The sequence below is a fragment of the Thermostichus lividus PCC 6715 genome, from assembly GCF_002754935.1.
GTDB lineage: Bacteria > Cyanobacteriota > Cyanobacteriia > Thermosynechococcales > Thermosynechococcaceae > Thermosynechococcus > Thermosynechococcus lividus.
On the sequence record NZ_CP018092.1, the window covers coordinates 417622 to 431437 of the forward strand.

At 52.5% G+C, this 13816-nt stretch carries 17 protein-coding genes, 2 pseudogenes and 1 riboswitch; of the genes and pseudogenes, 11 read left to right on the forward strand and 8 right to left on the reverse strand.

The window, feature by feature from the left end:
* Positions 1–42: 42 nt before the first annotated feature.
* The gene (locus BRW62_RS02135; RefSeq protein WP_157768318.1) at positions 43–714 is read left to right on the forward strand and encodes a fimbria/pilus outer membrane usher protein; all 672 of its coding nucleotides are present in this window, start codon (positions 43–45) and stop codon (positions 712–714) included.
* Between the two features lie 360 nt (positions 715–1074).
* Positions 1075–1200, forward strand: a complete 126-nt coding sequence (locus tag BRW62_RS14705; protein WP_257790493.1) for a hypothetical protein — start codon at positions 1075–1077, stop codon at positions 1198–1200.
* 68 nt (positions 1201–1268) lie between these two features.
* Here BRW62_RS14705 and BRW62_RS02140 read toward each other — a convergent pair whose 3' ends face one another.
* From BRW62_RS02140 to BRW62_RS02150, 3 genes are read right to left on the reverse strand one after another with little or no spacing between them, the layout of a single operon-like run.
* Positions 1269–1682: a ferredoxin gene (locus tag BRW62_RS02140; RefSeq protein ID WP_099798060.1), complete on the reverse strand. Its 414-nt coding sequence runs from the start codon at positions 1680–1682 to the stop codon at positions 1269–1271.
* A gap of 38 nt (positions 1683–1720) precedes the next feature.
* The gene (locus tag BRW62_RS02145) at positions 1721–2107 is read right to left on the reverse strand and encodes a DUF1257 domain-containing protein (protein WP_099798062.1); all 387 of its coding nucleotides are present in this window, start codon (positions 2105–2107) and stop codon (positions 1721–1723) included.
* 20 nt (positions 2108–2127) lie between these two features.
* A complete protein-coding gene (locus tag BRW62_RS02150; RefSeq protein WP_099799798.1) occupies positions 2128–2337 on the reverse strand; it encodes a DUF2997 domain-containing protein in 210 nt (69 codons plus the stop codon).
* A 275-nt stretch (positions 2338–2612) separates the two neighbouring features.
* Between BRW62_RS02150 and BRW62_RS02155 the strand changes: the two genes are divergently transcribed.
* The 6 genes and pseudogenes from BRW62_RS02155 (at position 2613) to glgB (ending at position 8552) form a co-directional block, all read left to right on the forward strand.
* Positions 2613–3068, forward strand: a complete 456-nt coding sequence (locus BRW62_RS02155; protein ID WP_099798064.1) for a DUF3887 domain-containing protein — start codon at positions 2613–2615, stop codon at positions 3066–3068.
* A 20-nt stretch (positions 3069–3088) separates the two neighbouring features.
* On the forward strand, positions 3089–3784 hold the full coding sequence (locus BRW62_RS02160) for a Crp/Fnr family transcriptional regulator (RefSeq protein ID WP_198406110.1): 696 nt from the start codon (positions 3089–3091) through the stop codon (positions 3782–3784).
* A gap of 155 nt (positions 3785–3939) precedes the next feature.
* On the forward strand, positions 3940–4248 hold the full coding sequence (locus BRW62_RS15000; protein WP_198406111.1) for a zinc ribbon domain-containing protein: 309 nt from the start codon (positions 3940–3942) through the stop codon (positions 4246–4248).
* Positions 4249–4511: 263 nt separating this feature from the next.
* Complete coding sequence (locus tag BRW62_RS02170; protein ID WP_099798067.1) at positions 4512–5057, forward strand: hypothetical protein; 546 nt, start codon at positions 4512–4514, stop codon at positions 5055–5057.
* A gap of 6 nt (positions 5058–5063) precedes the next feature.
* Positions 5064–6163, forward strand: a pseudogene (locus tag BRW62_RS02175) (quinone-dependent dihydroorotate dehydrogenase).
* An 88-nt stretch (positions 6164–6251) separates the two neighbouring features.
* Positions 6252–8552, forward strand: coding sequence for a 1,4-alpha-glucan branching enzyme (glgB, locus tag BRW62_RS02180; RefSeq protein ID WP_099798069.1), 2301 nt, complete (start codon positions 6252–6254; stop codon positions 8550–8552).
* Positions 8553–8686: 134 nt separating this feature from the next.
* Here glgB and BRW62_RS02185 read toward each other — a convergent pair whose 3' ends face one another.
* From BRW62_RS02185 to BRW62_RS02200, 5 genes are all read right to left on the reverse strand, one after another.
* The gene (locus BRW62_RS02185; protein ID WP_198406112.1) at positions 8687–9130 is read right to left on the reverse strand and encodes a DUF4278 domain-containing protein; all 444 of its coding nucleotides are present in this window, start codon (positions 9128–9130) and stop codon (positions 8687–8689) included.
* Between the two features lie 44 nt (positions 9131–9174).
* A riboswitch (Glutamine riboswitch) is annotated at positions 9175–9254 on the reverse strand.
* Positions 9255–9379: 125 nt separating this feature from the next.
* Positions 9380–10018, reverse strand: a complete 639-nt coding sequence (locus BRW62_RS02190; RefSeq protein WP_099798073.1) for a Crp/Fnr family transcriptional regulator — start codon at positions 10016–10018, stop codon at positions 9380–9382.
* Between the two features lie 174 nt (positions 10019–10192).
* Positions 10193–10459 (reverse strand): chorismate-binding protein, encoded by a 267-nt coding sequence (locus tag BRW62_RS14325; RefSeq protein WP_376787923.1) that lies wholly within the window; start codon positions 10457–10459, stop codon positions 10193–10195.
* Entirely contained in the window at positions 10437–11714 is a 1278-nt protein-coding gene (locus BRW62_RS02195) for an anthranilate synthase component I family protein (RefSeq protein ID WP_376787930.1), read from the reverse strand. Before BRW62_RS02195 ends, BRW62_RS14325 begins: the two co-directional genes overlap by 23 nt.
* A 32-nt stretch (positions 11715–11746) precedes the next feature.
* Entirely contained in the window at positions 11747–12067 is a 321-nt protein-coding gene (locus BRW62_RS02200; protein WP_198406113.1) for an aldose epimerase family protein, read from the reverse strand.
* Positions 12068–12407: 340 nt separating this feature from the next.
* Between BRW62_RS02200 and BRW62_RS02205 the strand changes: the two genes are divergently transcribed.
* From BRW62_RS02205 to def, 3 genes and pseudogenes are all read left to right on the forward strand, one after another.
* On the forward strand, positions 12408–12776 hold the full coding sequence (locus tag BRW62_RS02205) for a hypothetical protein (RefSeq protein ID WP_099798075.1): 369 nt from the start codon (positions 12408–12410) through the stop codon (positions 12774–12776).
* A 50-nt stretch (positions 12777–12826) separates the two neighbouring features.
* Positions 12827–13169, forward strand: a pseudogene (locus BRW62_RS15005) (LapA family protein).
* Between the two features lie 66 nt (positions 13170–13235).
* Positions 13236–13808 carry a peptide deformylase gene (gene def / locus BRW62_RS02215; protein ID WP_099798077.1) on the forward strand — a complete coding sequence of 191 codons (573 nt, stop codon included), beginning with the start codon at positions 13236–13238 and terminating at the stop codon, positions 13806–13808.
* The last annotated feature ends 8 nt before the right edge of the window (positions 13809–13816 follow it).

Below are 13816 nucleotides of genomic sequence, written 5' to 3' on the forward strand. Positions count from 1 at the left end.
CAGGGCGACCAAGGGGTTCCCTCCTTTTCGGTACAACAGTATTTGCCTCAAGGAGAGGGTTATGGCTATCGGGTGCAACTGGAGCAGCAAAATGAACAGGGGCGCGCGTTCAATACCCTTCTGTATAATGCCCCTTGGGCAAGCTATCAGCTGGGCTACAGCCGCAATGGCGAGACTGACAGTACACTGCTGGCGATGGAAGGGGCGATCGTGGCGATCGGGGGTGGCCTGCACCTGACTCGGCCTATTCGCAATAGCTTTGTCCTTGTCGATCTTGACAATGTGCCAGGAGTCTCAACCTTCCTCAGTAACCAACTCATTGGGCGCACCAACCGCCAAGGAAAGATCATTATTCCCAACCTCATTCCCTACTACGGCAACCAAGTGAGTATTGATCCTGACAGCGTTCCTGAAAATTACCTTGCGGAGGGAGATTCTTTGTTAATTGCGCCACCGTTTCGGGGTGGCGGCATTGCCCGCTTTACCGTACAGCGCATCCAAAACTTTATTGGCACTGTGGTATTGCAGCGCTCAGGTACCCCAATCATTCCAGCGCTAGGGCAGTTGACCCTACAGCGGGGACAAGAAACCGTGGCCTCTCCCTTAAACCGCAATGGCCAATTTTATAGTAGTGATGTGGGCGGGCTAAAACCCCTCCGCTTTAGCGAGGGGATACAGCCAACTCAGGGGGCTTTAGCCCTCTCTATGCGTTAAACTAGAGACGTGGAAAGTAGGCGTATCAACTACGCGAAGAAACATCCTAGTACGGAGAGATCCCGGCAAGTAAGTCACTACCGCTTTGGCGGCAAGCCTAAACCACTGCAAGCAATGGCAGGATGTTGAGCGTATCGAATTGGCTAGTGTTGAAAAGCGCGAAACCACAAACCGAAACATAAACGTAGTCCCAATAGCAGGAATGCTTGAGGTGAGTAGGGGGTCTTTGACTGCTCCCACCCGCATTAAGTTGTGGGTGACAGCTCAAGGGAAAAGCGAAGCAATGTGGCTTCAGCCCGTTGCGTAGCATCCTTTGGGAATCCCCTCTCTTTCAAAGAGGGGAGAAGTCAATTCGACACCTTGGCTGCCGGCGACTACAGCGCTCAAGTTCGCTTTGAACAGGAGGTGTGTACTTTTAGCCTCACTATCCCCGAAAGTGAAGAACTGTTTGTGGAGTTGGGTACCCTCACCTGTGTGCTCCCCTAGGATTGGCGCTGTCAACCTAAATGGGGAGCTTGAGGCGCGCTCTACCCATAAGAAGCGTCGGGAGGATCCTACTCAGGCAGTTGCCGTCTTCGTTTTTTACGGCGCGTTGTTGCCGGATCAATGGGGAAGCCCGCTAGGGGCACAATTTGATCAAGGCGTTCTTTTTCCAAACGCTTCAGCTCTGTATAATCCACCCAGTGAATACAGTCCACCGGGCACGTGTCAATCGCCTCTTGAATCAGCTCTAGGGGATCGCCATCTTGACGCACCACTCGCGATCGCCCGTAGTTTGGCTCGATATAAAACGTATTACGGGCAACATGGGCGCAATGCTTACAGCCAATGCAGGTAATTTCATCCACGTAAACACCCTGCTGACGGTGGACTCCCCCCAATTCTGGCTCATAGCCGCTGCGCTCCTCCCCTTGGCGGAGGTGACCGCCTAATTCTGGCTCTAGACCGAGGGGTTGCCCGTCTGTCACTGACTGACCCTACCCTTGCAGAACTCTTTAGGACTGCCTTAAGAACGCCAGCGCTGTAAGACTAGCTTGACGCTGCCATCGGCCTGCTGCTCTTCGGTTTGTACCTGAAACCCTTGTTCGCTGGCGGACTGCAAAACTGCATGGTAGGCGTAGCGTTGGCTGACTTTATTTAGGAATCGTTCCACCGACCATGCCTGCCGCCAAAACTCTAAATCCGCCACTAACTCATACTCTGTACCGTTCCAGCGAAAGCCAATATCGTAGCCATTCTCTTGGGGTATCACCACTTGAGCCGTCTCGGTTTGGCCACGAAAGCCGCGCACTTCCTGAGATCCGGATTGCCATGGCAACCCCAAGTCGGTCAAGGCAGACTGTAACGCTGGCAAACTACGAATCTGGGTTTTAATTTGGCTGAAGTGCGACATTGTTCATCAATCCTCAACGATTACCACTGGGACGGCATAGACTGCAGGAGGAATTGACCCTCTTCTACCTTTTGGGTAGCGTAATACTCGGATGTGGGCTGCTGGCTAACCACACACCCAAGTTGGTCTTCAATGGCAGCAGTAACTTCGGCACAGGATGCCCCGGAAATCCCCGTGACGGTTTCGACAACACGACCATCGGGATAAATGATAAACTCTAGGGTCTCTATCATTGCTGCTACCAAAAACCGCCGCTACCAACAACCTCGTAATTGTCTATTGAAGTTACAACTCACGAGCTAGGGTCAGGAGTCTCTCCATGCAAATCATTGTGACTAAGGGCAACCAAAAGAGTCAAGGTCTTCAATAAACTTAACAATTTGCAGCAATTGTCCCAGCGATCGCCGCCGGTGGTTACCTTGCCCTAGGAGTCTGCTGCTAGTGCGTGACCACTTGAAGCAGGGGGTATGATATAGAGCAACTCATCTTTAGTAGGAATCGTTCTATGGGTCAATCCACCCATCGGCTATGGTTAGTTCGTTGCTTGCTAACCCTTTTATGGAGCGTGCCATTGCCCTTCCTAGGGGCGATCGCCCAGACAATGCCCCCAGCCACACCCCAAATGAGCCTTGGCAGCCTCAGTACCCTCCAGACGGCAGAGCAGTTCATCGATGCGCTATTTGGTAATGACTTTCAGCGGGCGTGGATTTACCTAAACCCAATTCTGCAAGAGGAAATTACGCCACAGGGATTACAGCAGCGACAACAGGTATTTTTGAAACGGGTTGGTGCCTATCAAAATCGTGTCGATGCAGAACTTGACGGTAACATTGTCAGCATTAAGGTTGCGTTTTCTAACATTACTGATACATTAATTTTAATTTTTGACGAAAATGGTAAGATTACGGGAGTTGACTTTCCCGCCAATCCCAACAGTCTATCAATTCAATCTCCCCGTTAACCATCTTGTCTTTGACTGCTATGCAAGAACGGCGTGGCTCCACTACCCCTGATCGGTCTCTTTACGACACTCCCTTTTTCCGGGACTTGCCGCAGTCAACAGTCGAGACCGCGTTGGCACACGTGGTTACACGCCAGCATCCAGCGAATCGGGTCATTTTACTGGAGAACGATTGGGGCAGCTCCGTTTACTTTATCCTGAACGGCTGGGTCAAAATTCGCACCTACAATATCGACGGCAAAGAAGTGACCCTTAATATTTTAGGGCCAGGGGAACTGTTTGGGGAGATGGCTCCTCTTGAAGAAGTACCCCGCTCTACCGACGTGATTACGCTTACGCCAACGGTCGTTGCCAATATGCCAGCTACAGATTTTGTCAACCTAGTCAATACGGAGCCGCAGGCGGGTATTCGCTTAGCAAAGTTGATGGCACGACGGCTGCGGCAGTTAAACCGGCGACTACGGTTACGGGAATCGGATAGTACCTCGCGAGTAGCAGATATTCTCTTATTTCTGGCAGATGGTCAAGGGCGACAAAGTGCCGACGGCCTCGAAATTCCTAACTTGCCTCACCGGGAGTTGAGCAGCCTCAGTGGGATGGCTCGCGAAACGGTCACCCGTGTTCTCGGTAAACTAGAGCGCAAGGGCATTATTCGCCGTAGCCAAGACGGCCTTTGTATTACCAATCTGCGTGCTCTTGAGAGCTTACTGTTGTAGATGGGTTGCAACGGCTGCAGAATTCAACAAAACCTCCGAGAATCCCCGCGCTTCGACAAGCCGCGGAGGGATAGGAGCGGCGGCTGAGGGGCACACCTTCAGTGGGCTTTGCCTACGACACCCCGAGAAGCCGCCAATAGCGTATAGTCCTAGCAGTGAATCATACCATCAGTTATCGACTCATCCAGCAGGCTAAGGCGACAAATCAGGCCATCGCGATTGAATATCTCACCGGCATCCGAGAACGCACCAACGAATTGCCCCGTTCCAAGACTGAACGGCGATGCAGTAATAGCTGGGCGCTCTATCAGCTTCGCCAATTCCTCGCCTACAAGGGCGTGAGGGTTGGCGTAGCCGTGAAGCGTGTAGCTCCTCGCTACACCTCGAAAACCTGTCATTGTTGCAACGTGATAGGTCATCGGCAGGGCAAAAGGTTTGCGTGCCTGAACGTGTCCTGCGGCTGAATAGGTGATGCTGATGTGAATGGAGCAAAAAATATCGCTACTTTGGGGGGGGTTGTAAACACCCTTGGAGGCTCCGAGATACTGTCTTGCTCATTGCAGGATGGTGTCTTGAGGGCTGCTGAAAACCCCGTCCTCTATAGGGCGGGGTAGTTTACAGAGTATAATAAGCAACCATAGTTGAGATCGTCCGATGCCGATGGCACGTCGCCAATAGGGCGATCACGGATTAAAACACGCAAGCATTGTCGTTAGGAGCGATCGCCATGAGTACCCCTGAACCTCCCCAACCCCCCACCGAAGAAACCCCTGCTAAAGCCAGCCGGAGTCCCCGTCGTCCTGCTGTCGCTAAGGAAGCCAGTGGTCAAATGGTCTCTTTGGCTGAAAAAGCAGCTCCCCTTGCCACCACCAGCCCCACAACCGCCACGGATATTGTGGTCTGGGAAACCTTTAACAGCGCTGGGCTGCGACCCATTGAAGCCAGCCGCGTCCAAGTCGTGCACATGATTAAGGATGCGGGCGATCGCCCGGTCTTGAGCAGTGGGCTACAAATTTACGACAACATCAACTCCGCAGGCATTCGCCCCATCGTTGCCACCGATTTTCGCGTTGTCGAGACCCTAAACATTATGGGAGTGCGACCCATTGCCGCCAACACTTTTGAAATCTTGGAAACCGTCAACTGGATGGGGATCCGTCCCATTACCACCAGTGGCCTGCACATTGCTGAGACCTACTATTCCGCTGGGGAGCGACCCGTGGCCTCCAATATCATTGACGATTCCCCTGTGCTCATGGGGTATCTGGATTAAGTTCCCTTGGAGTTAGACTTTTATCGCTCGCTGTTGCGTCCAGTTCTCTTTTCAGGTCTCAAGGCCGATCCTGAGCAGGTACAGCAGCAATTCATAGCCGTCTGTCGCTGGCTAAACGCCGATACCCCCGTGCGCCGCTATCTGCGCCAACAGCTGCAACAGCGATTTGCTTATTCAGATGCGCGCCTAGAGCGACAGTTGTGGGGGCTGCGGTTTCCCAACCCCATTGGCTTAGCAGCGGGGTTTGACAAAAATGGTGTAGCTAGTTCAGTTTGGCAGGCCTTTGGCTTCGGCTTTGCGGAACTGGGAACCGTGACATGGCATCCCCAACCGGGTAACCCCCGGCCGCGTCTGTTTCGTTTACCCGCTGATTGGGCAGCTATTAATCGCATGGGCTTTAACAACCTTGGGGCAGAGGCAATGGCACAGCAACTGGCGCGATCGCCCCGACCGTCGATTCCCATTGGCATTAACCTAGGGAAATCCAAAATCACTCCCTTAGCCGACGCTAAAGACGACTATCTTGCCAGTTTTCGTTGCCTGTATCCTTGGGGGGACTACTTTGTGGTGAATGTGAGTTCTCCCAATACCCCTGGATTGCGGGATCTCCAAGCCAAGGAGCAGCTAGCCCCCATCCTAGAGGTGCTCCAACACGCCAACACCCCTCGCAAACCCCTTCTGCTCAAAATTGCCCCTGATCTGAGTTGGTCAGAGATTCGCGCCATCCTTGATCTCATCGAAACCTACGAACTCAGCGGCATTATTGCTACCAATACCACCATCTGCCGCGACGGCCTCAAAACCACCGTCATTCCTGCAACGGGGCGATCGCCCACAGAGGAAGCAGGGGGCTAAGTGGTGCACCCCTCAAGGATCGTGCCACAGAGGTCATTCGCTTTATTCATCAAGAAACCCATGGTCGCTTACCAATCATTGGGGTTGGTGGTATCTTTAGGCCAGCGGATATTCACGAAAAATTAAATGCGGGGGCTAGTTTGGTACAACTGTACACCGGTTGGGTGTATCAAGGCCCCACCCTCCTCAAAGAGCTGCTTCAAGGCATGTTAGCCCTTTCAGCACCCTCTATCCCCGATCAGCCGATTTAAAAAATTCCGCCATGGCTTGTCAACAGGGGCATACAAATTGTTAACTTTTCTATAGTATCCCGTCTGTATTTTACGAAAGTATAAAAATATGACAATTTCGCCCGATCAGATTGACCGCATTGTATCCAACCAGCACCACGATCCCTTTGAAATTTTAGGATGTCATCAAATCAACGAAAATGGCCAGTCAGTGTGGGCGGTACGAGCCTATTTACCCAACGCCGAGCGCGTTAGTGTTCTGTGTCCCGAACAACGGCAGGAATACCCTATGGAATCGGTGCATCACCCCCACTTTTTTGAGTGCCGGATTCCTGTGGCTGAACTCAACAATTATCAACTGAAAATTTTTGAAAACGGCCATGAGCGGGTGACCTACGATCCCTATGCCTTTCGCTCCCCCAAGCTGACGGACTTTGACATTCATCTTTTTGCCGAGGGGAATCACCACCGCATCTACGAAAAACTCGGTGCCCATTTGCTGACGGTGGATGGGGTCTCGGGGGTGTACTTTGCGGTTTGGGCCCCCAATGCTCGCAACGTCTCCGTGATCGGCAACTTCAACCATTGGGATGGTCGCCAGCACCAGATGGCGCGGCGTGGTAATGGCATTTGGGAACTCTTTATTCCCGACCTTGGCGTGGGTGAACACTATAAGTACGAAATTAAAAATATCGACGGTCATATTTACGAAAAGTCGGATCCCTACGGTTTTGCCCAAGAACCACGCCCAAAAACCGCCTCTATTGTGACTGACTTAAACGCCTATCAGTGGCACGATCAGGAGTGGCTGGAAAAACGGCGCCACAGCGATCCCCTCAGTCAGCCAATTTCTGTCTTTGAGGTTCACCTAGGCTCTTGGCTGCACGCCTCGATGGAGGAACCACCGCTGGATGCCACTGGTGCGCCCCAAGAACCCGTTCAAGTCGCAGAACTCAAGCCGTGGGCACGGTTCCTCACCTATCGGGAGCTGGCTGCAAAACTCATCCCCTACGTTAAGGAATTGGGCTACACCCACATTGAACTGCTCCCGGTGGCCGAGCATCCCTTTGATGGCTCCTGGGGGTATCAAGTCACTGGCTATTTTGCACCGACCTCCCGCTATGGCACGCCTCAAGACTTCATGTACTTTGTGGATCAGTGCCACCAAAATGACATTGGCGTTATTGTGGATTGGGTTCCCGGTCACTTTCCGAAGGATGGCCATGGCTTAGCCTTTTTTGATGGCACCCACCTCTACGAGCACGCCGACCCCCGTAAAGGGGAGCATAAAGAGTGGGGCACCCTTGTGTTTAACTATGGCCGCCACGAAGTCCGTAATTTTCTGGTGGCCAACGCCCTCTTTTGGTTTGATAAGTACCACATCGATGGCATTCGCGTGGATGCGGTGGCCTCGATGCTGTATTTGGACTATGGCCGCAAAGAGGGAGAGTGGATCCCCAACGAGTATGGTGGACGCGAAAATTTGGAAGCAGCTAACTTCCTCCGCCAAGTCAACCATGTCATTTTTAGCTATTTTCCGGGCATTCTCTCGATTGCCGAAGAATCCACGGCATGGCCAATGGTCTCTTGGCCTACCTATACCGGCGGTCTTGGCTTTAACCTCAAGTGGAATATGGGGTGGATGCACGATATCCTTGACTATTTCAGTATGGATCCGTGGTTTCGCCAGTTCCACCAAAATAATGTCACCTTTAGTATGTGGTATCACCACAGCGAAAACTTTATGCTGGCCTTATCCCACGATGAGGTGGTGCACGGCAAGAGTAACATTATTGGCAAAATGCCGGGCGATCGCTGGCAGAAGTTTGCCAATTTCCGCTGTTTATTCACGTATATGTTTACGCATCCGGGCAAGAAAACCATGTTTATGGGGATGGAGTTTGCCCAGTGGAGTGAATGGAACGTCTGGAGTGATCTAGAGTGGCACCTGCTTCAGTATGAACCCCACCAGCAAATCAAACGCTTCTTTTGTGATTTGAATGCCCTCTACCGTTCTGAACCATCCCTCTATAGCCAAGATTTTAGCCAAGATGGGTTTGAGTGGATTGACTGTAGCGACAACCGCCACAGTGTGGTCTCCTTTATCCGTTGGGACAAAGACTATAAAGATTTTACAGTCGTTGTTTGTAACTTTACGCCCCAGCCCCATAGCCACTACCGCATTGGCGTGCCCGAACACGGGTTCTATACCGAACTGTTTAATAGTGATGCCCGCGAATACGGTGGCAGTAACATGGGTAACCTAGGGGGGAAATGGGCCGATGAATGGGCCTACCACCATCGCCGCTATTCCCTTGATCTGTGCTTACCTCCCCTTGGGGTGCTCATTCTGAAATTAGATCGGCAAAAAACCGCCGCCGAGCGCGCTCGTTATAGTGATACGGAGTAGCGAGTATTCGCGCCCACAATGAAAAACTCGCAGTAGGTGGATTCCTATTGCGAGTGATTGGCCTATTCGTATTCGAGTTCAACATTCAAGAGCCAACCCATGGCTCGCTAGAGCTAGTGTTGCTCCTCGTGCCTTTAGCTCATTGTGGCGTGGCTGCGATCGTAACTTGTCCACGTGCCGGGCTTAATTTTGCCCTGAATCTGGCTCCAGTAGTGACCAGCAGCGGCGGGTAAGCCCATCTGGGCAATCATCCGTGTTAAGAGGGATTGCTCGCGATTTTTGATGTTTTGATGATGGTGAGTCATCAGTGCCCGCGACAGTTCTGTGAGGGTCACGGCTGGTTGGCCAGCATCGTCGGTAGCTACCATGCTAAGCGCTGGTGCAACTCCTTGGGCACCTGTGCGATAAGCCACACCGCGATAGAGTAAATCGTTGACTGGCTGAGCCGGAGGATTCACTGCGCGGGTGCAGTGGTAGTTCCAACCGCGGTACTTGGCAACAACATCGGTAGCTTCGGTGCGGACTGCCGGAGGAACGTAATCGTACTGAATGCCGCGATAAGTAAGCGTGGTTTTCATAATCATCGCCCCAAATCATGAACTAGGTGGTTTTTAGCAACTGAGGCGCGTTCCTTCGGGAGAGTCTCCCTACTTCCGTCTTCGCTGGCGATTTTTAAGTCGTGCCCTAGCGAAGATGAACGATTTATTTCTGTATCTAATTTAACACTTTTGCCTCTATGAGAGCAAGTTTTTATAAAAATTCATACTATTAAGCTCTAAGAGGCTCCATCGGTATGAACCGCACGCGGTTTTTAGTAAGGCGAATGCCTAGAGGGGGGAGGGCTCGCTGTTGGCGGTAATGATAATGTGGCGATCGCGATCGTAGGTGAGCCAGTGTTCAGCGCGGAGTTTGCCGAGCAAACGAGTCATCGTCACGCGACTGGTACCGATAGCGGTGGCGAGTTGTTGGTGCGTTAAGCGAACGCTGTAGCGGCTACCGAGGGGATGGGGCTGGCCAATTTCTGCTTTTAGGAGCAGGAGGAGATGACGGAGGCGCTCTTCAATGCGGCGGTGGCTGGCGATGGCCAGTAGCACTTCTGCTTGACGCAAGCGCCGGGTCAAGCCTCGCACTAAGCCTTGGGTTAGGTTTGGCGAGGATTCCACCTCCACTAATGAGAAGAGCATTAACTCAACCCTTGAAAGTGCTTTGGCGTGGTAGGCATTTAGGCTACTGAAGGGGAGGCCAAAGGCCGTGCTAGGGGTCGCTAGACCCACCACCACTTCTTCACCGTCGGGGTGTAGCAAGTTTAGGAGGACAACACCCTTGCTCACGAGCCAAACGCGCTCTGGTTCCATCCAGATGACATCTCCTGCTCCGAAGCTGTGGAGTCGCGAGGGAGAGGGAGTCGCTGTTTCCCGAAAGAGTCCCTCTGGGCGAGGCGGCGCAGCAGCAAGGAAGTTGGCCATGGTATCAAGACCTCAAGCAAGATAACCAATGTTGAACCCATAGCCCAAGACATTGGTGGCTTTGACGATTGAACGACTCACACTTACGACATGAACTGAGTCAGTCAGGACAAAACTACTGCTCACTATAGGTGGTCAATGTGAAGTTTAGTTAAAGTGTTTGTCAATGTTAGGTTAAGGTTTGGCACTCAGGGCAGAAATGGCCTCCAGTAAGCCCCGGGCTTTATTGAGGGTTTCTTCAAATTCTCGCTGTGGATCAGAGTCCGCCACAATCCCCGCGCCAGCTTGAACGTGGATCAGGTGTTGGTCTGCCTTGAGAGGCTGTACCACCATGGTGCGGATGGCGATCGCCGTGTTGAGTTGGCCTTCAAAGTCGTAGTAACCGTAGGCACCAGAATAGGGGCCTCGTCGCTTGCCTTCAAGGGCATGGATAATCTCCATCGCACGAATTTTGGGGGCACCACTGACGGTTCCTGCCGGAAAGCAGGCTTGCAGTAAATCCCATGCGGTTTTTCTCTGGCAACAGTTCACCAATGACATTACTGACAATGTGCATGACGTGGGAGTAGCGTTCAATTACCATGAACTCTTCCACCTGGACGCTGCCTTGGCGACAGACCCGCCCTAAATCGTTGCGACCTAGATCCACGAGCATGACGTGTTCTGCCACTTCTTTATCGTCGGCTAGGAGCTCTGCCGCTAACTGTTGATCTTCGGCGTAGGTGCGCCCCCGTTTGCGCGTTCCCGCAATGGGGCGAACGGTGGCCAGCAGGCGATCGGGCTGGGTGGGGTGGTGTTCTGCTTTGACCATCACCTCAGGGCTAGAGCCAATAATCTGCCAATTGCCAAATTGAAAGTAGGCCATGTAGGGGGAGGGGTTGATCAGCCGCAGGGAGCGGTAAAGAGAAAAGGGATCGCCACGATAGGTGGCACTGAGGCGTTGGGAGAGCACCACTTGAAAAATATCCCCGGCGCGAATGTAATCTTTGGCACGCTCAACGTTGGCACAAAACTGCTCAGGGGTGGTGTTGCTGGTGTAGATGGGGGAGGGCTGGTGAGGCTGCCAGTGGAGATGAGTACTGTTGCTGGGATGTCCTATTTGGAGTTGGGTCAGGAGCCGCTCGAGGCGATCGCCCGCGTGGGTATAGGCGGTTTTAAGGTCAGTGTGGCGAGTGTCGGCATAGACCACGGCCCAAATTTTACGCTTCACCTGATCAAAGATAAGGATTTGATCCACTTGCATCCACACCCCGTCTGGCAGGTCATCAGCGGTGGGGGGATGAATGGGTACGCGTGGTTCAATCCACTGAATAAGTTCATAGCCCCAAAAGCCAAACAGACCACCAATGCCAGCAGGAAGTTGAGGGAGTTTGACTGGCTGGTAGGGTGCCAAGCACGCCGCCAAAATCTCAAAGGGGTTGCCTTCAAAGGTGGTTACCCCGCCATCGCGGTGGGTTTGGGTGGTTTGGTTCCCCCGGGTTTCCAGAACCCACAGGGGATCGCAACTCAGCAGGCTATAGCGAGCTAATGTCTCACCCCCCTCAACGGACTCCAGCAAAAAGTTATAGGGGCGATCGCGACAGACCCGATACCACGCCGAGACGGGGGTATCCATATCGGCAACCCACTCTTGGTAAAGGGGAATGAAGTTACCAGTGGTGGCAAGATCGCAAAACGTCTTGAAGTCGGGATACATGGGTGCGCCAGTCAAACCTATACGATTGTCGCCTATTGGGGGGCATTCGTAGCGGCAACAGCAATCTCAACCCCCAAGGTTGTATGACTTTGGGGCGGCACTTGGAGGAGATCCACCCCTGTATTCAAGGCATTGCGGGGGGCGGTCCATGGTTCTAGGCAATAGTAGGGTTTACCCTGAAGTGTCCAAAATACCAACGTCGTAAAAGCGAGATCGTAGCGCAGGGTGAGGCAGTACTGCTGCTGATGATCACAAACCTGTGTCCGCTGACCCTGCAGAGGACGACACGCCAAATCCAGTTCCGCAGCCCCCCAGTCAAAGGTACCCGCAAAGGTTAAGGGCTGCTTTGACACTCCCACCACCTAAAGGTGGGGGATTCTTACGCAGTCCATAAACGAACTCATAAAGGCGTTGTCAAGACGCCCCTACACAGTTCCTAGAGGCAAAGCCCCAAGGTTCTGCTTACTTGTAACAACTGTCGCCGATTGGGTTTTTCACCAAGGATGGCGACCAAGTATAGTTTAGCACAGAGCAACTAAAGTTGCTTTAGGGCTTTTCCACCCCGTACTAAAGTACGGAGCTACCAAGCTAACCCTCTGTGTAGGGCATGACCATCTCTTTGCTCCATGCTGGATTCTAGGATACACCGACCGCCTAAGCTACAATAGCGGCAATGCCCTTGGAGGGATTGCCATGACCCTAAAGTTTGCCAGCTTGAACCCGACCCTACGTTTTTGGCTCACCATCTTAGTAGTGACGTGGCTGTTGGGGGTGTTGGGGTTGGGCTGGTTGGTGCAGTCCGTTGCGATTCTGCTGCTCATTCTGATGGTGACACCAGTACTGTTGGTGGTAGGGTTGCAACTGTGGTTGCGATGGACGCTGGTGACCGCCGCCTGTCCAGTGTGTAGGTTTGAATTTAGCAGTCTCAATAACACCCAAACTCAGTGCCCGGCCTGTGGTGAAGTGCTGGTGGTGCGCGATCGCCAGTTTCAGCGGTTAACACCGCCTGGAACAATTGATGTTACCGCAGTAGAAGTCAATGCTAGTGTGATCGACGATTAACCACGGTGGTATGATCAGCCTCAGACCGTGAGTGTGTGGCAGGATGCCCTATGCGACAGTTAAACTTCGTTATGATATTTGTCATTGGCTTGGCTCTAGTTCTCTTTAGTATTCAAAATACGGATCCTGTTAGTATCAAAATCATTGAAGGAAAAGTCATTCAAGCCCCCCTCTGCGTCGAGTTGATTGTGGCGATGGGGATTGGTGCCGTTTTTTGCGTGGGTCTTTAACGTTTGGGTGCAGGTACAACGCATCTTCACGGTACGGGTGGAAATGGAGGCTCGCGATGAGCAAATTGCCCACCTTGAGGAAGATTTAGAGCGCTATAAAGCCGCCCTTGAGGAGCAGCAACGTCTGCTGCCGAGTGTCAGTAGTGCATCGGTGGAGCAGTAGGCCAACGGCAGCAAAATTCGTTAGGCTATTTACAGTGATTAAGTTTTGTTGTCCTTTACGTGTCCTATGGCTACCTCTGAATCCCTTGGTATTGAAAAGAAAAAGTTAAAAAAGCCGCCGTTGCAACTGCATTACCTTGGCGATCGCATCCTGCGTCAGCCCGCCAAGCGGGTTGCCAAGGTCGATGACAGTGTTCGTCAAATTGTCCGACAAATGCTTCAAACGATGTACAGTGCCGATGGCATTGGTTTGGCCGCTCCTCAAGTCGGGATTAATAAACAAATTTTGGTTATTGATATTCACCTTGATGATCCTGACGTTCCCCCCTTGGTGATGATTAACCCGGTGATCAAGGAGGTGAGTGAGGACTTAGAACTATCTCAGGAAGGCTGCCTCAGTATTCCGGGGGTATTTCTGGAGGTGCGCCGACCCGCCATGGTGGAAGTGGCCTACAAAGATGAGTGGGGACGGCCTCAGACCCTCGTGGCTGGGGGGCTGCTGGCGCGTGCCATCCAACACGAAATTGATCACCTCATGGGTGTGATGTTTGTGGATCGGGTGGAAAATCAGGCATTGTTGCGCCACGAGCTGAAGGAACACGGGTTTGCCAACAGCACAGTGCGCTCCATTGCTGCTTGAGGACACCC